The following is a 17,744-nucleotide window of genomic DNA, read 5'->3' as shown; positions in this document are numbered from 1 at the left end:
ACCCTTCCGAAATCGTTGAGGGTCAGACTTTTTAGATTGTGCATCCATCTGCTTCGCAGATATCCATGCATCCTATGCTTGCTGCAATAATTATTAGAGGTTCACGTTAACCCGATTGGTATATGTTTTGCGTTTCTCAATCAGCTGGTTAAGGCCGTCCACATAGGCACGTGCACTTGCGCCCAAAATATCGGTGCTTACGCCGCGTCCCTGAACAGAAACCTGATTTTGAGTCAATACAACATGCACTTCGCCGAGCGCATCCTTACCATGTGTAACCGATTTGATGGAGTAATCGGACAGCGTTACTTCTTCCCCGCTTACCTGGTCAATCGCATTGTAAATGGCATCTACGGAACCGTTTCCTTCCGCTTGCTTTTCAACCGTGCTGCCGTCAAGTGTAGCAATGCGGACTTTGGCTGTCGGAGTCGATTCGTCCCCATACGTCACAAAAATGGATTCCAGTTTGTACACCTCAGGTGCATCCTGCAATTTCTCTTCAATTACGGCCAGCAAATCCTCGTCTGTAACTTCTTTTTTCTTGTCGGCCAGATCCTTGAATTGAGCAAAAGCACGATTTAATGCTTCGTCCTCCAGCTCATATCCAAGCTCAATCAAACGCTCACGGAAGGCATGGCGCCCGGAGTGTTTACCCAATACGAGCTTGCTTTCCTTCAGACCAATGGTCTCTGGCGTCATGATCTCGTACGTTGTTTTCTCCTTCAGCATACCATCCTGATGAATACCGGATTCGTGTGCGAAGGCGTTGGCGCCGACAATGGCTTTGTTTCCAGGGACAACCATCCCTGTCAAACGGCTGACAAGCCTGCTGGTGCGTGCAATTTCCGAGAGCTGGAGCGAAGTTTTCGCCTTGAAAAATTCCTGACGTGTCTCCAGCGCCATGGCAATCTCTTCGATTGCAGTGTTCCCTGCGCGTTCACCGATTCCGTTAATCGTACCTTCAATCTGATCGGCACCGTTCAGAATGGCAGCCAGTGTATTGGCTGTTGCCATTCCCAGGTCATTGTGGCAGTGTGCGCTCAGCTGTACTTTTTCAATGCCATGCACATTCTCTTTGAGATGTTTAAAAATGTTACCGTACTCGTATGGGCTCAGATATCCCACCGTATCCGGGATGTTGACAACCGATGCGCCTTCCTCTACGGCCATGTTTACCATCTCGACGAGGAAGTCATATTCGGTACGGCCTGCATCCTCCAGGGAGAATTCAATTTTGGAAAAAGATTTCTTCGCATAACGAATGGCTGAACGAGCAGTATCCAGCACCTGCCCTTTGTCCATGCGCAATTTATGTTGGCGGTGAATAGGTGAGGTTGCCAGAAAAACGTGAATACACGGGTCCTGCGCACCTTTCAGCGCTTCCCTAACCGCATCAATATCCTGCTCTCTGGAGCGGGACAAGCCGATAACTGTAATATTCTTAACCGCTTTCGCTACTGCATTTACGGCTGCCAGATCGCCTGGAGATGCTGCCGGAAAACCGGCTTCCATCCGGTCAATCCCAAGCCGCTCGAGCTGATGGGCAATTTCTACCTTTTCACGAGTGTTCAGATTGACTCCCGGCGATTGCTCACCATCACGCAGCGTTGTGTCAAATACATAGATTTTACGCACGCCTCGCACCTCCTAGACTGTAATGTATGATTGCCTCTAAACCAGCAATAGCGGCACACGCATAAGCACGGCCGCTATTTCCGGTTAAAGCTGTAAAATTGCTTATTCTATAAGTGCATGTTCAAAAAGTCAACGATTCAGCACCGAGAAGGTAAACGCAAGATTCGATGTCGAGTTCGCTTCATGGGCTACTTCGTGATCAATTGAGGACTTTTTGGACTACCTCTAAGTGCAAATGCTTACTTCTTGATCCAGTGCATCATCTCACGCAATTGTCCGCCAACCACTTCGATTGGGTGTTCAGCTTCGTTGCGGCGAGTTGCTGTCAGGAAAGCACGACCGGATTGGTTTTCCAGGATGAAGTCACGTGCGAATTTACCTTGTTGGATATCAGAAAGAACTTCTTTCATTGCTTTCTTCGTATCTTCAGTCACAACGCGAGGTCCAGTTACATAGTCACCGTACTCAGCTGTGTTACTGATGGAATCGCGCATGCTAGCCAGTCCACCTTCATACATCAGGTCAACGATCAGTTTCAATTCGTGCAGACACTCGAAGTATGCCATTTCAGGAGCGTAACCCGCTTCTGTCAATGTTTCGAAACCAGCTTTTACCAGGGCACTTACACCGCCACACAGAACAGCTTGCTCACCGAACAGGTCTGTTTCTGTTTCTTCACGGAAGGACGTTTCGATAACGCCTGCACGTGTGCAGCCGATACCTTTTGCGTAAGCAAGACCGATGTCTTTTGCTTTACCAGTTGCATCCTGCTCGATCGCGATCAGGCCTGGTACACCGAATCCTTCCACGTAGGTACGACGTACCATGTGGCCAGGGGACTTAGGAGCTACCAGCAGTACATCGCTGTCTTTTGGAGCAACGATTTGACCGAAATGAACGTTGAAACCGTGAGAGAAGAGCAATGCTGCGCCTTTTTTCAGGTTTGGTTCGATTTCGTTTTTGTATACAGAAGCTTGCGTTTCATCAGGGAGCAAGATTTGAACCACATCTGCACGGCTAGTTGCTTCAGCCGGGGACAATACTTCGAATCCGTCGTTTTTCGCAGTGTCAAACGATTTACCTTCACGAAGTCCGATGACTACGTTCAAGCCGCTGTCACGCAAGTTTTGTGCTTGGGCGTGGCCCTGGCTACCGTAACCAATTACGGCGATCGTTTTTCCTTTCAATACGCTAAGCTCTGCATCCTGTTCATAATAAGTAGTTACTGGCATGTTTATAAGTCCTCCTTTGTATTGTAAAGAACCCTTCATTAATGAGCGGGTGTCTCAAGGGACCGGCATGCTGGTTGTTCCAGCAACTCGGGTCTGATCCGATCCGTTCAGACACCCGCCCTTTAAAGCGGGGGTGTAGCTATCTTTTCAAGCGTTACATCACTAAAATGTCGACTTGCAGCAGATGCAGGACTACGATGTCATTCAAGAATCAGTCGAAGTATGTTGGTACTGCTTCTTTTCGCACCCTTGTCACTTTCCCGATATGCATATTAGACCATACAATTAGATCTATTGGCAATTATACGTTGCCACGTACCAGTGCAGTTACTCCAGTCCGCGACAGTTCGCGAATGCCATAAGGCTTAAGCAATTCGATCATGGCATCAATTTTGTCGGTATCCCCAACCACCTGAACCATCAGACTGCTTGGACCAATGTCTACAACTGACGCGCGGAACGTTTCTACCACACCCATAATTTCAGGACGTTCGGAAGGTTCTGCTTTTACTTTAATCAATGCGAGTTCACGGGCGACCATCGGCTTAAGGCTGAAATCCACCACTTTGATTACGTCAATGATTTTGTAGAGCTGCTTCTCAATCTGTTCCAGCGTTTTGTCGTCACCAATGGTGACAATGACCATACGCGACAAACCCTCTTCTTCCGACTGGCCTACCGTAATACTCTCAATGTTGAATCCACGTCGACCGAACAATCCGGATACCCGCTGCAGGACGCCAGGCTGATCGTTGACCAAAATCGAAATCGTATGTCTAATCATTCCTCAGCATCCCCCATCAGCATTTGATCAATTGTTGCTCCTTGCGGAACCATTGGATATACATTTTCTTCTTTGCGTACAACAAATTCTACAACGACCGGTCCCGGTGTATCCAGCGCTTCCTGCCATGCCCGTTCAGCTTCTTCCTTGTTCGTGGCACGCAGTCCTTTAACACCATATGCTTCAGCCAGTTTTACAAAATCCGGGCTTCCCGCAAGATCGATGTGGCTGTAACGATTCTCATAGATGATTTCCTGCCATTGACGAACCATTCCAAGCACCTGGTTGTTGATAATGACAATTTTGACCGGAATGTTATTAATCGCGCAGATTGCCAGTTCCTGTGAACACATCTGCATTCCGCCATCACCGTTAATTGAGATTACCAGTCTGTCAGGATTCGCCATCTGTGCACCGATTGCCGAAGGGAATCCAAAGCCCATTGTTCCTAGACCGCCAGAGGTTACCCATGAACGCGGTTGATTGAACTTGTAATATTGCGCTGCCCACATCTGATGCTGACCAACGTCTGTGGTAACGATTGCCTCACCTTTGGTTGTATCATTCAACAGTTCAACAACCCACTGCGGCTTCAACTCGTCTTCGGAATCTGTATAACTGTAAGGTTTCTCTTGTTTCCATTGTTTGATCTGGTCTCTCCAAGCATCCGCACGCTCTGCACGCTGCACTTCCTTGTTCGCTATTTCGAGTACCGTCTTCACATCACCAACGATCGGGATGTCTGTTGCAATGTTTTTGCCAATCTCCGCCGGGTCAATATCGATGTGTACAATTTTGGCATGTGGCGCAAAACCGTCCAGTTTACCCGTAACCCGGTCATCGAAACGTGCTCCGATGTTAATCAGCAAATCCGCTTGTTGAATTGCCTGATTCGATGTGTATGTTCCGTGCATTCCCGGCATTCCTGTCCAAAGTTCATGTCCGCTTGGGAATGCTCCGAGTCCAAGCAGCGTTGTCGTAATTGGAATGCCCGTTTTTTCAACAAATTCGAACAGCTCTTCGTGTCCACCCGAGTAAACAACCCCGCCACCTGCAAGAATCATCGGACGTTCTGCTTCCTGAATCGCTTGAGCCAGACGATCAACCTGAAGCTTGTTGGGAACCGTCCGAGGGTTATAACCTCTCAGCGTAACCGGTTCAGTGATTGGTTCAAACAACGTTTTGTTGGCTGATACATCCTTCGGAATGTCGATTAACACCGGACCTTTACGGCCTGTATTCGCGATATGGAATGCCTCATGAATGACACGCGGCAGATCTTTAACGTCTTTTACCAGGTAGCTGTGTTTGGTAATTGGCATTGTAATACCGGTGATATCCGCTTCCTGGAAAGCATCCGAGCCGATCAGGCTGGAAATGACGTTACCCGTAATAACTACGAGTGGTACGGAATCCATATAAGCCGTTGCAATACCGGTTACCAGATTCGTCGCACCCGGACCGGAGGTAGCAATACAAACCCCCACTTTGCCGCTCGCACGTGCATATCCGTCTGCTGCATGAATGGCTCCTTGTTCGTGACGTGTTAATACGTGTTTGAAATCCTCAAAACCATACATGGCATCGTAAATGTACAACACTGCACCACCTGGATAACCGAAGACGCACTCTACGCCTTCCAGCAACAAGCTTCTTAGCAGAATTTCGGATCCGCTAATGACCTCCGGCTTCATCCATTTTTCACGTAATTCATCTGTTGATCGTACTTCTGGAATTTGAGCTCCCATCAGTCATCCTCCTCTCGGAATTTACACCATTCTGACATTTGAAGTTACAAAAAAAACCTTTCATCCCTGCAAACAAGTTAATGCTTGCGAGGGACGAAAGGTTGTTGCTTCCGTGGTACCACCCAACTTTGTCCGAAATTTCGCAATAACGGACCTTACCAGGTACAAAAAACGATAGATCAAACGGACACAGCCGTTTTCCATACCTGTTGTCTGTAACGCAGACATACGATTTTCCCTAATACGCAGATGGAGTGACATCCAGTGCTTTTCAGGAAAACAGCTCCGAGGTGAGCTCGTATATAAGGGATTATGGTGGTGGTTTCAGCAGATCCAGCCACTCTCTGAGCAAAAGAGCCCTTAAAACTTCGTCCTCTTCATAGCCGATTAAATATTCTCGTTAAATGTTAGGAACATTATATGATTCCTCTAACCGATAAGTCAATACCTGATTCAGATAAAAATTTTAAACTTCTTCCATCACACTACTTTGATTCTTACCGTATCCCCATTCCCTGCACTTCATACAGTCACCTTTTCTCTTGCTGCAGGCATAGGATATACGAGCAGCACGACTGGTCCTGAAAGGAGAATACGCATGGTGATTCGGCAACGCAAATCGAGGCTGGATGATGGGGCCATCATGAGTTTAATTGACTCACAACTTGTTCCTCTTTCCCATATGAGTACAAATGAAATCAACAAAATACGCAAGGATATACCCCTGCGAATGAACAGGGGCATGACCTTTGTAATCTCGCCGGAGCCGAATAAAGAGGCTGTTGCTTTTGTTCATTTTCTCATGCATGGCGAGCTGTTATATGTGGATATGATGGCTGTGGCTACGAAGGAGCAGCGCAAACGGTACGGGCAGACTTTGCTGCAAAAGGCCGAAAACTTCGCTGCATCGCGGGGTTGTAAAAGATCCAAAGTGATGGTCGACGAAGGCAACATGAAGGGACTGCAATTTTATCAAAAAAATGGTTACAGTACCGTTCGTTATATTATGATAAGCCGCTGTTACGAGATGGAAAAAACATTGTAGAATGGCCTAGAAAAACCCTGGTGGACGTGGACCCGGACCATAAGGGCCGAATCCAGGGCCAGGGCCAAAGCCGCCGCCAGGTCCATATCCCGGTCCGTAGCCTGGACCATATCCAGGGCCATGTTTCGGTCCAGGTCCATATCCGGGACCGAATCCAGGGCCAGGACCATAAGCATAAGGCAGTGTAGCAATAGCGAGCAGATCAAACAATACCAGTGGCAAAATAGCCTTTGTGCGCACTTTTTTACCATCCATGCGCTTTAGCACTAATTTATTACCGGATACTTTCAACAGCTTACCCGTAACCCGAGTGCCGTCTTTTTTCACCGCAACGATATTTTTGCCTATGAATTTCACCGCTTCACGACGCGTAACATGTTGTTTCATACTTTCCCCTCCTCCTCGGATCATTCAAAACAGTGTATTCGTCCAAGACCTTCTTCGCCTGTTTCTTTGTCCCTACTAAAAAATATGGGTATTCTACCTAACACTCTGATTTGAGAAAATAGCTTGTTAGACAGCAAAAAAAAGGGGCCGCACGCAGCGGACCCTTTTCTCTATAAAACTTGTTAAAAAATTTAATCGATTGCTTGTCTTACCTTTTCCCCGGATCGTATGGTTCGCCGAGTGCAGACGGAGCAGAAGAACGCCCGACTGCCGCGATAAGCACGATAATCGTGAGAAGATATGGCAGCATATAAATAATTTCCTGGGGAATACTTTGAGACCACTCGAACAACTGCACATAATTTCGGATCGCTTGTGAAAATCCAAAGAATACAGCAGCACCGAAAGCTCCGATTGGATTCCATTTACCAAATATCATGGCCGCAATTGCAATGTATCCTTGACCGGAAACCGTATTATGTGAAAACGTGCCTGTTGTTGTCAGTGTGATAGCAGCACCACCAATAGCCGCAAGTGCACCACTGATCATTACGCCAACATAGCGATAGCGACGAACCTTCACACCTACAGTATCGGCTGCACTCGGGTGTTCACCCACAGAACGCAGACGAAGTCCAAATGGCGTTTTGAAGAGTACATAATACGTCAGGAACACTAGAATAATCGCCAAATATGTTGTTGGGTAGACGTTCTTAAACAACGCTTCTCCGAGCAAAGGAATATCCTTCAGGAGCGGCACATCAAATTTGCTGAAGCCCTGTACCAAAGGCGAGTCTCCTGAACCTTCGAACAGCAATTTAACCAAATATAGCGTACTTCCTGCTGCCAGGAAGTTGATAACAATACCACTGATAATCTGGTCTGCCTTAAACGTAATCGACGCAACGGCGTGAATAAGAGATACCAGCACGCCCAATGCCACAGCAACCAAAACACCCATCCAGGCAGATGTTGTACCACCCATACCTGCTTCTTGGGCATAGTGCGCCCCGATCCCGGCTGCAAATGCACCGAAGACCATAAAACCTTCGAGTCCCAGGTTAGTTACACCGGATTTCTCTGAGAATATCCCGCCAAGGGAAGCAAAAATCAATGCGGTAGCAAAGACAAGCGTCGTATTGATAATTTGCCCAATTGTCAACAAGTCCATCTACAACACCTTCTCTTTCTTGCGCTTGGAATAGAACGGTTTAAGTACCCAGCGCACGATGCCTTGTGCCGCAATGAAGAAGATAATCGATCCAATTACAATCCGAATAATCTCCGGCGGTACGTCCGCAGCAAAACTCATACCAGCAGATCCATAGGTAAGCGTACCAAACAACAACGCTCCCAGGAGCACACCAAACGGATGGTTCAAACCAATCAAGGCAACGGCAATGCCGTCAAAACCTGTTCCTGGAGATCCCGACATTACTGTCTGGTACTGGAATACGCCAAGCACCTGGAAAGCTCCACCAAGACCTGCAAGCATACCACTGATAAACATAGCTTTTACGATATTACGATTGACATGCATACCTGCATACTCAGCCGCATTCGGGTTGTAACCTACAGCACGGATTTCATATCCTTGCTTGGTTTTCCACATGTAGATATAAAAGAGCACAGCCATAACCAGGGCGATCAATGTTCCCATGTGAACACGGGAATTGCCCATGAGTTCGGATAACCAAGTCAAACTGATAGAAGCTGATTCACTGATATCGACTGAACGGTTCTCCCCTTGAAGCAGCAAAAACTGGCGTACAATCAGGTTAGCCAAATACAGACCGATCCAGTTCAGCATAATACTGCTGATAACTTCGTTCACTCCGCGAGCGGCCTTCAAATAACCCGCAATCGCTGCCCACAGACCACCGAATACTGCACCAGCAATCAGTGCCAGTGGAGCATGAATATAGATCGGAAGACCTGCGAATTTAACCCCCACAAATGTAGCTGCTGTCATACCAACGAGAAATTGTCCTTCCCCACCGATATTAAACAGTCCCGCACGGGACGCAAAAGCAAACGCAAGACCGGTCATGATGAGCGGCGTCATCTCACGTACGGCTTCTCCGAAGTTGTACATGTCACCAAAGACCTTTTTAAACAGTGCGCCATACGCTTCAATGGGGTTGTATCCTCCAATTAGCATGACGATACCGCCCAAGATCAATCCCATAAGGATCGCAACAATAGGCAGAATAAAGGAATCACGGGTAAACCATTTCAATACTTTACTCATGTACAGTACCTCTCTTTTGGGTGCTGCCCGCCATCATCAAGCCGAGCTCCCTGTCATTCGTTTCTTCCGGCAGCACCTCACCGACGATCTGGCCCTCATAAATGACAGCAATCCGATCCGAAACGTTAATAATTTCATCGAGCTCGAAGGAAATGAGCAGTACCGCCTTTCCTTGATCACGCTGAGCAATCAACTGTTTCTGGACAAACTCAATAGCACCTACGTCCAAGCCACGCGTTGGCTGAGCCGCAATAAGCAGTTCCGGGTTCTTATCGACTTCCCGTGCAATGATTGCCTTCTGCTGGTTACCCCCTGACAAAGAACGTGCTTTCGTTTCAATGCTAGGTGTCCGCACATCAAACGCCTCAACAAGACGCTTTGCCTGCTTTTTAATCGCATCGAAATTAAGGAATCCTTTACGCGTGTAAGGAGATTTATAATAAGATTCCAAAACGATATTTTCACTGACAGAGAAATCCAGAACCAATCCGTGTTTATGTCTGTCTTCCGGGATATGACCTACTCCCGATTCCGAAATATGACGCGGCGAATGGTTGGACAATTCTTTCCCTTGCAGACGGATTGATCCGCTATCTACCTTACGCAATCCGGTCAGGGCTTCAATCAGTTCACTCTGCCCGTTACCATCAACGCCCGCGATGCCCAAAATTTCACCTGCACGAACATTCAGATTCAGTTCATTCAGGACGGAAATACCTTCTTTGTTCTTGGCAGTCAGTTTACTGACTTCAAGCACGTTGGCTCCAGGTGTAGCCGGTTTTTTATCCACCTTGAACGTAACATTACGCCCAACCATTTTTTCGGCAAGCTCATTGGGATTCGTTTCCGACGTCTTTACAGAATCGATCACTTTTCCGCGACGAATAATGGTGACCGTATCGGAGATCTCCATGATTTCTTTCAGCTTATGCGTAATCAAAATGATGGATTTGCCTTCGGCGACGAGCTTTTTCATGATGACCATCAGTTCCTTGATCTCCTGAGGAGTCAAAACAGCCGTTGGTTCATCAAAGATCAGGATGTCAGCACCGCGGTACAACGTTTTTACAATTTCAACGCGCTGCTGCATGCCGACAGAAATATCATGAATTTTGGCATGCGGATTCACTTTGAGTCCGTATTGCTCGGATAAACGCTGCACTTCGGCAGCCGCTTTTTTATAGTTAATGTTGAGACCTTTCGTTGGTTCAGATCCCAAAATAATGTTCTCTGTTACCGTGAACGGCTGTACAAGCTTAAAGTGCTGATGCACCATGCCGATACCCAGTTCGATTGCTTTGTTAGGGCTGTCGATCATGACAGGCTTGCCATTCACTTCAATGGAACCTTCATCTGGCTGATAGAGACCAAATACAATATTCATCAACGTTGACTTACCAGCGCCGTTTTCGCCCAGCAGGGCATGAATCTCGCCTTTACGAAGCTGAAGGCTGATGGCGTCGTTGGCAACAATGCCTGGAAAACGCTTCGTGATTTGTTTTAACTCAACGACGGGGGTTGCTGCACCCATGTAATCACCCTTATAACTGATATAGTGTGGTTCCGTAAACGTAAGAAAAACGTCCTATCGACGTATGTTCAAGGGAAAAGACCGCGATTGCGGTTATTTTTCTTGAGATTATCGAATCCATTCAGCTCAGCTGAAACGTATAAATTCCATAATCTTAAGAAAAGCTCCTTACGGAGCATATTGCTAAAACATTGATTCTGCATTTGGAAGGTTTCCAACAAGCATCTTATAAAACAACGTACAAATGTTATGATGGCCTGAGCAAATTTTCCTATCCTGACAATCATAAGGCCGGTCAAGACCGGCCCTGTGATTATTCAATTCGCAGGCGAATTACTCTGTAGGTACTTTGATTTCGCCGTTGATGATTTTTTCTTTGTATTCGTCTACTTTAGCAAGGATGTCAGCAGAAACATTTTTTGTAGAAGTATCAGCAATACCTACACCGTTCTCTTTCAGAGTCAGGTTTTCGGAACCGCCAGCAAATGTGCCGTCGATAACTTCTTGGTTTACTTTCTTAACTGCTTCGTCAACTTTTTTGATCATGGAAGTCAGGGTAACATCGTCACCGAACTCAAGGGATTGGTCTTTGTCCACACCGATTACCCAAACATCTTGTCCTTGTTTTTTACGGGCAATAGCTTCGTTGAACACGCCGTTACCTGTAGCACCGGAAGAGTGGAAAATGATATCCGCGCCTTGGTTGTAGATTGTAGCAGCTGCTGCTTTACCAAGGTCTGGTTTGTCGAATGCACCTGTATAGTTGGAGATCAACTCAGCGTCAGGGTTAACTGCTTTAACGCCTTCTCTGAAACCAACTTCAAATTTCTTGATCAGTGGGCTGTCCATTCCGCCAACAAAACCGATTTTGTTCGTTTTTGTAGTCAGACCGGCAACAACGCCAACCAAGAAGGAACCTTGCTCTTCAGCAAATGTTACGGATTTAACGTTAGGAGAATCAACGACACTGTCGATGATCGCCAGTTTGGAATCAGGGTTTTGGTCAGCAACCGTTTTGATTGCATCAGCCAATTGGAAACCGATACCCCAAGTCAGGTCATATCCGCCTTTAACGAACTCGTTCAGGTTAGGAATGTACTCTTCATCAGATTTACTTTGCAGGTATTTTACAGCAGTACCTGTTTCAGTTTCAGTTGCCTGCAGGGCTTCCCATGCGGATTGGTTAAAGGATTTGTCGTTTACGCCACCTACGTCAGTAACCATACCGATCTGCAAATCGGATTTTGCTTCAGTGGATTCTCCACCTGTAGTTCCTCCGGCATTTGTTTCTTCCTTTGGTTTGCTTCCGCAACCTGCGAGCATTACCGAAACTGCCAGCAACATGACCAAAGACAAGCTGAGCATCTTTTTCATTTCTCTTGTTCCCCCTTAATGATATATACCTAATTCCTACCCAGGTCGATAGTGAACGATGAACAGATGTCAGATATCATTTTCAAGCGGAATGTATGGTTTCTTCGACATAAAGAGCACATTCACGTCTTAACTTTACCGGATCATCAGCCGAAAAACCGAACATTATGACTAGGAGAGAAATGTTTAGGACTTGCCTACTAGAGGTGATTATACATTCAACCAGTGTTAAAATCCAGATGTTTCATGACCAAAAATCACATATTTTTAGTCTTTTATTGTTGAAAACGCTTAAAATTTTAGCGGTTTAACACACTAACGTTACAACGATGTGATGTTATATAACAAAATTATACCATCATTATCACCAATAACCAGTAACTCCTAGTTTTCATTTGCATTATATGACCGTTCGGTTTTTATGTATCTGCCAGTGGTCTGATAGCTGTCAACCGCATCCAATCTAAGTTTGTCCTCTCGGACCACACTGTATTCGTCCGGCGCTTTCTGGCGTGAAAAAAGCCGCCATAAGGTACGGCGGCTTGCATAATACAATTTAAGCGTTGATTTTGCCTTTAGCTACAGTAGCCAAAGAGTTGAACGCATTGATGTCGTTAACGGCCAGATCAGCCAACATTTTGCGGTTCATGTCCACTCCAGCAAGTTTCAATCCATGGATCAGTTTGTTGTAAGACAAACCGTTTTGACGTGCTGCTGCGTTAATACGAACGATCCACAGTCTGCGGAAGTTACGTTTTGTGTTGCGACGGTCACGGTATGCGTAAACCAGGGATTTCATTACTTGCTCGTTAGCTGTTTTAAAAATGCGGTGTTTGGAACCGAAATAACCTCTAGCCAGTTTCAAAACCTTTTTATGACGACGACGTACTACAAAACCGCCTTTTACTCTTGCCATATTAAAGAACCTCCCAAATAAATATAAATGTATCCGTGGTATGTGTACGGCCGTAGCCGATCCCCCATACGGAATGTACTAATTTTAAATTTAGCCTTTCAAGTTAGCCAAACCTTGTTTCAAACGTCTTACGTCCCCGGCTGCCATTACTGGGTTACCGTTCAGAACGCGCTTAGCACGTTTGGATTTGTGGGAAAGCAAGTGGTTTTTGTGTGCTTTGTAACGAAGGACTTTACCGGAACCGGTAATTTTGAAGCGTCCTTTCAAACTGCTGTGTGTTTTCATTTTAGGCATTTTGTGTTTCCTCCTTCAATGTTATCAGGCTTTAGGAGCCAGAATCATGATCATACTGCGGCCTTCCAGTTTCGGTTGACGTTCGATGGTGCAGAGTTCTGCAACCTCCACCTTAACGCGCTCCAGAATCCGTTGACCAATGGCGGCATGCGCAATTTCACGTCCGCGATAACGAACAGAACATTTAACCTTGTCGCCTTCTTTTAAAAACTTAACTACATTACGAAGCTTCGTTTGATAATCGTGCTCCTCAATATTGGAACGGAACCATACTTCTTTAATGTCAACAATTTTCTGGTTCTTACGGGCTTCTTTGTCTTTCTTTTGCTGCTCATAGCGGAACTTGCCATAGTCCATGATGCGGCACACCGGCGGTTTAGCCTGTGGTGCCACATTGACCAGATCCAAGTTCAGATCAATCGCCATTTGCAGTGCTTCCCGAATGGGCTTGATCCCAATTTGTTCTCCTTCAGCTCCGACAAGGCGTACTTCCTTCGCCCGAATCTCATCATTAATCATGTGATCTTTACTAATAACCGTCCACCTCCAGGTCATTTTGAATACTGTTAAACAAAAATAAAAGGGATGCCGGTCAAGCTACCGACATCCCTGTAATCAACACAATTCTTCATGAGTATACACTTCATAAATTATTGGGATCGTTGACCAGCCAACGTGAATGTTGGTCAGGTGAGAAGTCGGACTTCTGCTTGTGATTCCATCACTATTCATTTAACGCACTTGAATACTATACCATCATTGTTGACTATAGTCAACACCTTTTAAACAATTTCCTTAAAAACATTGGTTTCTTAGCCATTTACCATTCTATCCCTGCTTGCTCTGCACCTCATCCAAACGTACAACACGCGTATGCTGGGTATGACTCCATTGCTTGTTGTTCTGCGTGAAGAACGCATAGAACGTAATTGGATACCAAGATAACAGATAAATCGGGAACACAATCAGATACAGATACACTTTCGCAAAAGTGACCTTCTCCAGTGCCATCGACAGCAGGAACGTGAGAATGTTCAAACCGATGGCAACGAATCCTACCCATAATGGGAAGTAACCGTAGATGTTGGCGATGTGCGGACCACTGAATATGGCAGTATCAACCCACATAACAGCTGTCATCAGGAAGGTCAGCAATACAACGTATACGTTCACTCCATATACTGCAAGGTCAAATTTGACCAAACTTCTTTCCTTGATACTTTGCCACAGCAGCGGGAAGAAATATCTCCGCGCAACCGTAAAGTGGCCTTGCATCCAGCGCAGACGCTGTCTGGCCGAAGCTTTGAATGTCAAAGGCTTTTCATCGAATACTTTTGCATCATAGTTAAATACGGGATATACGTTACGCTGCACACTGCGCATCGTAAACTCCAAGTCCTCAACCAGGCTCGTAGCGCCCCAGCCGATTTCCTTCAGCAAGTTCGTTTCAAAGCACATACCTGTACCGCCAAGGAAGTTGGCCATGTTCAGGTTGTGACGGGACAATTGCCACAAACGGTTGATGTACCAGTACGATACGCCATAAGCTGCAGTAATCCAGGAATCCTCTGGATTTTTCGTATCGATATAACCTTGAATAACACGCGAACCGTTGCACAAGTCGTTATTCATCTCAAGCAAGAAATTGCGATCAACCAGGTTATCGGCATCAAACATCACAACGGCGTCGTACTGACGCGGCAATTTCCACAGATACTTAAGCATCCATTCAATCGCGTAGCCTTTACCTCTCAGGTCGGCGTTTGTACGCACGCATGCATTCAAGCCATGTTCTCTGACGATCTGAGCCGTACCATCCGTACAGTTATCGCAGATAACAAATACATCGTACAGATCTTCCGGATAATCGAGTTGTTTCAGGTTTTCCATCAACGCACCAATGACCTGTTCTTCATTGTGCGCTGCAACGAGTACAGCGAATGACTTTGTCGCAGGATAATGTTTCTTTTTCTTTTTCTTATACAGACCGAACAGCGAAAACGTGAATTGGTACACGGCTAGCAGTGCCAATATGACCTGCATCGTGACGAATATAGCGTCCAACATCGTTCTCTGTTACCCCCTTTTTTTCAAACCCTGTTTACTTTAGCGTTTCTCTACCTGATTCTGCATCTTTGTTTTTTTGTAATGTGCAGAATATGACCCTGGTCTTTTGTTAATTACGCATGTGTTTCAAGCATGGTTGCTACCAATTTGGCTGCTTTATCGATTTTGGATGCTTTTCAGCCATTTGTCAAAACCGCAATTTCACTTCCTGAAGCAGAAATGTGAACATTAAACGCTGAATTGGCACTTCGTGATACTGCACCCTCGCATTCATGCCTGTTATATCTTATTTTCAGCCGTTTGCTTGATTTTTATTTCTAAAGTCCCTGCTTTTTTCATTACCCAGTACTGTCCAACCAGAGGCTTTACCTAAATAACGCAAACAGGCACCAAAAAGTTCAATATAAAACTCACATTTTTTTAACCTCATTTCAGCCATGTTGAATCATTGTATCTTTTTTAGCTCGTCCGAGTCAAAAAGTTAAGTTGGATGATTAACCACTCTTTAACATGAATTTTACGTTGTTCACATGTCTTCTTCTTGAAAAGGACAACATTTAAAAATATGATAAACATATACCTGAAATAACCTGAACTTCACGAAAAACGGTTATATAGTAATCAGGACAACACCGGACACAGGAAACATACCGGAAATACTGCCGCCAATTCGGGCGGCCTGACTGGCAGGAGGCCAACATGAGCCGTTTATTCGTTAAGTTTCAAGAGTATGATCGCAACGTGTTTATGTGGATTAATGGTCGACTTCATAATCGATTTATGAATTTTTGGCTGTATTATCTCACCCATCTGGGCGGAGCAACCTTTTCTATTGCTGTATCCTTATTGGTATGGCTGCTCGCTCCAGCTCCTTGGAATACGACGGGTCTTCAGGCCTGCATCGCACTGGCTGTCAGCCATATTCCCGTGGCGATTGCCAAAAGGCTGTATCCCCGCATCCGGCCTTATCTGGCCATGCCGGATACGATTACATTCCGCAATCCCCTGACGGACCACTCATTTCCTTCAGGTCATACAACCGCTGTCTTCTCAGTAACCGTACCGTTTATGGCTATGGAACCTTATTTGCTGATGCTGCTGCTGCCGGTTGCGCTGATTGTCGGATTCTCCCGAATTTATCTGGGATTGCACTATCCTTCGGATGTGCTCGCAGGGGCTACAATCGGTACTTTAGTCGCACTTGCAACAGTTGCATTATGGACTTAAAGCGGATATGTTAGACTAAGGAAAACCTAGCAGGAACAGGTGAAGCAAGCGTGGAAAAAAAACGAGTATTACTACTATCCGAAGGCTTTGGAGCAGGTCATACGCAAGCTGCCTATGCACTGTCCAGCAGTTTGAGAAAGCTCTCTCCGGAAGTACAAACCAAAGTGCTTGAGCTCGGAAGTTTTCTGAATCCCAGAGTTGCACCACTCATTATTACGGCATACAAAAAAACGGTAATCAACCAACCCAAACTTGTAGGATACGTATACAGGCATCAATATAAAAAGTCATTAAACCGATTGACTACACTGGCGCTGCACAAGCTGTTTTACACTCATACACGCAGCATCGTACGGCAGCTGCGTCCAAATGCCATTGTATGCACACACCCGATTCCGAGTGCCGTCATATCCAGATTGAAGCGTCTGGGGGTTCAAGTGCCGCTCTGCACTGTCATTACAGATTATGACGCTCATGGCACATGGATCAGTCCCGAAGTGGACCTGTATCTGGTATCTACAGATGAGGTAAAGTCCAAACTAATGCTTCGCGGAGTTTCCGCAGACAAAATACGAGTTACAGGCATCCCGGTTCATCCCAACTTCTGGGAACATCCGGGCCGGGATGAGATTCGCAACAAGTTCAACCTGAAAGATATGCCCACCGTTCTTGTTATGGGCGGCGGCTGGGGAATGCTAAGTGACGAAGTTGTTAATAAGCTTCTGACTAGATGGCACAATGATATTCAGATCATTTTCTGTCTCGGACGGAATGACAAAATCCGGATCAGCATGGAACAGAATACGCAATATCGGAAGGAAAACATTCACATTATCGGTTACACCAAAGAAGTGGACAAATTAATGGAAGTATCCGATCTGCTTATCACTAAGCCCGGTGGAATGACCTGCACCGAAGGTCTTGCCAAAGGCATTCCGATGTTGTTCCATAATCCCATTCCGGGTCAGGAAGAAGAGAATGTTCAATACTTTACAGCCAGAGGACTGGGAGAGCCGATTACTTCCCTTGATGTTGTGGTCAAATGGATGAACAAATTGGTACATAAATATCCCGACATCGTTCGCAAACGCAAACGCCATTTGGCACAGATCGCCAAATATCGTCCGATGGAAAGTGCACAAAGCATCATCGATCTTCTGGATCTGAGGCCATTTCAGCCGGATCAGGCCTGATTGCCATGAATGGACTGCGACAAACAAGCCGTGTGCACATATGCATAGAAAAAAAGGTGC

Annotated in this window: 16 protein-coding genes; 3 read left to right on the top strand and 13 right to left on the bottom strand. The window is 45.9% G+C overall.

Annotated elements, in window-relative coordinates; all coding sequences use genetic code 11:
- Positions 1–93 precede the first annotated feature (93 nt).
- The 4 genes from HP552_RS32700 to ilvB all read right to left on the bottom strand — a co-directional run bounded on the left by HP552_RS32700 (position 94) and on the right by ilvB (position 5,399).
- Complete coding sequence (locus tag HP552_RS32700; RefSeq protein WP_175399496.1) at positions 94–1,635, bottom strand: 2-isopropylmalate synthase; 1,542 nt, start codon at positions 1,633–1,635, stop codon at positions 94–96.
- Positions 1,636–1,874: 239 nt separating this feature from the next.
- Complete coding sequence (gene ilvC, locus HP552_RS32695) at positions 1,875–2,867, bottom strand: ketol-acid reductoisomerase (protein WP_095288327.1); 993 nt, start codon at positions 2,865–2,867, stop codon at positions 1,875–1,877.
- 301 nt (positions 2,868–3,168) lie between these two features.
- Complete coding sequence (gene ilvN, locus HP552_RS32690; protein WP_175399495.1) at positions 3,169–3,651, bottom strand: acetolactate synthase small subunit; 483 nt, start codon at positions 3,649–3,651, stop codon at positions 3,169–3,171.
- Positions 3,648–5,399 carry a biosynthetic-type acetolactate synthase large subunit gene (ilvB, locus tag HP552_RS32685; RefSeq protein ID WP_175399494.1) on the bottom strand — a complete coding sequence of 584 codons (1,752 nt, stop codon included), beginning with the start codon at positions 5,397–5,399 and terminating at the stop codon, positions 3,648–3,650. The genes ilvN and ilvB overlap by 4 nt, the downstream gene beginning before the upstream one ends.
- A 601-nt stretch (positions 5,400–6,000) precedes the next feature.
- Here ilvB and HP552_RS32680 point away from each other — a divergent pair.
- Positions 6,001–6,444 (top strand): GNAT family N-acetyltransferase, encoded by a 444-nt coding sequence (locus HP552_RS32680; RefSeq protein WP_175399849.1) that lies wholly within the window; start codon positions 6,001–6,003, stop codon positions 6,442–6,444.
- Between the two features lie 6 nt (positions 6,445–6,450).
- On the opposite strand, the gene HP552_RS32675 is transcribed toward HP552_RS32680, so the two are convergent.
- From HP552_RS32675 to HP552_RS32635, 9 genes are all read right to left on the bottom strand, one after another.
- The gene (locus tag HP552_RS32675) at positions 6,451–6,831 is read right to left on the bottom strand and encodes a hypothetical protein (protein ID WP_175399493.1); all 381 of its coding nucleotides are present in this window, start codon (positions 6,829–6,831) and stop codon (positions 6,451–6,453) included.
- A 208-nt stretch (positions 6,832–7,039) separates the two neighbouring features.
- Positions 7,040–8,002 (bottom strand): ABC transporter permease, encoded by a 963-nt coding sequence (locus HP552_RS32670; RefSeq protein ID WP_175399492.1) that lies wholly within the window; start codon positions 8,000–8,002, stop codon positions 7,040–7,042.
- The gene (locus HP552_RS32665; RefSeq protein WP_095359125.1) at positions 8,003–9,082 is read right to left on the bottom strand and encodes an ABC transporter permease; all 1,080 of its coding nucleotides are present in this window, start codon (positions 9,080–9,082) and stop codon (positions 8,003–8,005) included. It abuts the gene before it with no gap.
- Positions 9,075–10,613, bottom strand: a complete 1,539-nt coding sequence (locus tag HP552_RS32660) for an ABC transporter ATP-binding protein (RefSeq protein ID WP_175399491.1) — start codon at positions 10,611–10,613, stop codon at positions 9,075–9,077. Before HP552_RS32660 ends, HP552_RS32665 begins: the two co-directional genes overlap by 8 nt.
- Positions 10,614–10,946: 333 nt before the next feature.
- Positions 10,947–11,987, bottom strand: a complete 1,041-nt coding sequence (locus tag HP552_RS32655) for a BMP family lipoprotein (RefSeq protein ID WP_175399490.1) — start codon at positions 11,985–11,987, stop codon at positions 10,947–10,949.
- Positions 11,988–12,543: 556 nt separating this feature from the next.
- Complete coding sequence (gene rplT, locus HP552_RS32650) at positions 12,544–12,903, bottom strand: 50S ribosomal protein L20 (protein ID WP_095288335.1); 360 nt, start codon at positions 12,901–12,903, stop codon at positions 12,544–12,546.
- A gap of 90 nt (positions 12,904–12,993) precedes the next feature.
- On the bottom strand, positions 12,994–13,197 hold the full coding sequence (rpmI, locus tag HP552_RS32645; RefSeq protein WP_017689665.1) for a 50S ribosomal protein L35: 204 nt from the start codon (positions 13,195–13,197) through the stop codon (positions 12,994–12,996).
- 24 nt (positions 13,198–13,221) lie between these two features.
- On the bottom strand, positions 13,222–13,716 hold the full coding sequence (infC, locus tag HP552_RS32640; protein WP_110821116.1) for a translation initiation factor IF-3: 495 nt from the start codon (positions 13,714–13,716) through the stop codon (positions 13,222–13,224).
- Positions 13,717–14,025: 309 nt separating this feature from the next.
- Complete coding sequence (locus HP552_RS32635; protein WP_175399489.1) at positions 14,026–15,264, bottom strand: glycosyltransferase family 2 protein; 1,239 nt, start codon at positions 15,262–15,264, stop codon at positions 14,026–14,028.
- A gap of 699 nt (positions 15,265–15,963) precedes the next feature.
- Here HP552_RS32635 and HP552_RS32630 point away from each other — a divergent pair.
- Both HP552_RS32630 and HP552_RS32625 read left to right on the top strand, forming a co-directional pair.
- Entirely contained in the window at positions 15,964–16,491 is a 528-nt protein-coding gene (locus HP552_RS32630; protein WP_175399488.1) for a phosphatase PAP2 family protein, read from the top strand.
- Positions 16,492–16,541: 50 nt separating this feature from the next.
- A complete protein-coding gene (locus HP552_RS32625; RefSeq protein ID WP_175399487.1) occupies positions 16,542–17,684 on the top strand; it encodes an MGDG synthase family glycosyltransferase in 1,143 nt (380 codons plus the stop codon).
- The last annotated feature ends 60 nt before the right edge of the window (positions 17,685–17,744 follow it).

Source organism: Paenibacillus xylanilyticus, from assembly GCF_013359935.1.
GTDB classification, from domain to species: Bacteria; Bacillota; Bacilli; order Paenibacillales; family Paenibacillaceae; genus Paenibacillus; species Paenibacillus xylanilyticus.
Note: the sequence above shows the minus strand (reverse complement) of the source record. Positions and strands in the feature narration are given on the sequence as shown.

Bases quoted from the DNA above. Each gene is read 5' to 3' on its own strand.
- HP552_RS32660 (WP_175399491.1), bottom strand. From the start codon at position 10,613: ATGGGTGCAGCAACCCCCGTCGTTGAGTTAAAACAAATCACGAAGCGT.
- infC (WP_110821116.1), bottom strand. From the start codon at position 13,716: ATGATTAATGATGAGATTCGGGCGAAGGAAGTACGCCTTGTCGGAGCT.
- HP552_RS32670 (WP_175399492.1), bottom strand. From the start codon at position 8,002: ATGGACTTGTTGACAATTGGGCAAATTATCAATACGACGCTTGTCTTT.
- HP552_RS32635 (WP_175399489.1), bottom strand. From the start codon at position 15,264: ATGTTGGACGCTATATTCGTCACGATGCAGGTCATATTGGCACTGCTA.
- HP552_RS32655 (WP_175399490.1), bottom strand. From the start codon at position 11,987: ATGAAAAAGATGCTCAGCTTGTCTTTGGTCATGTTGCTGGCAGTTTCG.
- rplT (WP_095288335.1), bottom strand. From the start codon at position 12,903: ATGGCAAGAGTAAAAGGCGGTTTTGTAGTACGTCGTCGTCATAAAAAG.
- HP552_RS32665 (WP_095359125.1), bottom strand. From the start codon at position 9,082: ATGAGTAAAGTATTGAAATGGTTTACCCGTGATTCCTTTATTCTGCCT.
- ilvN (WP_175399495.1), bottom strand. From the start codon at position 3,651: ATGATTAGACATACGATTTCGATTTTGGTCAACGATCAGCCTGGCGTC.
- rpmI (WP_017689665.1), bottom strand. From the start codon at position 13,197: ATGCCTAAAATGAAAACACACAGCAGTTTGAAAGGACGCTTCAAAATT.
- HP552_RS32630 (WP_175399488.1), top strand. From the start codon at position 15,964: ATGAGCCGTTTATTCGTTAAGTTTCAAGAGTATGATCGCAACGTGTTT.
- ilvB (WP_175399494.1), bottom strand. From the start codon at position 5,399: ATGGGAGCTCAAATTCCAGAAGTACGATCAACAGATGAATTACGTGAA.
- HP552_RS32675 (WP_175399493.1), bottom strand. From the start codon at position 6,831: ATGAAACAACATGTTACGCGTCGTGAAGCGGTGAAATTCATAGGCAAA.
- ilvC (WP_095288327.1), bottom strand. From the start codon at position 2,867: ATGCCAGTAACTACTTATTATGAACAGGATGCAGAGCTTAGCGTATTG.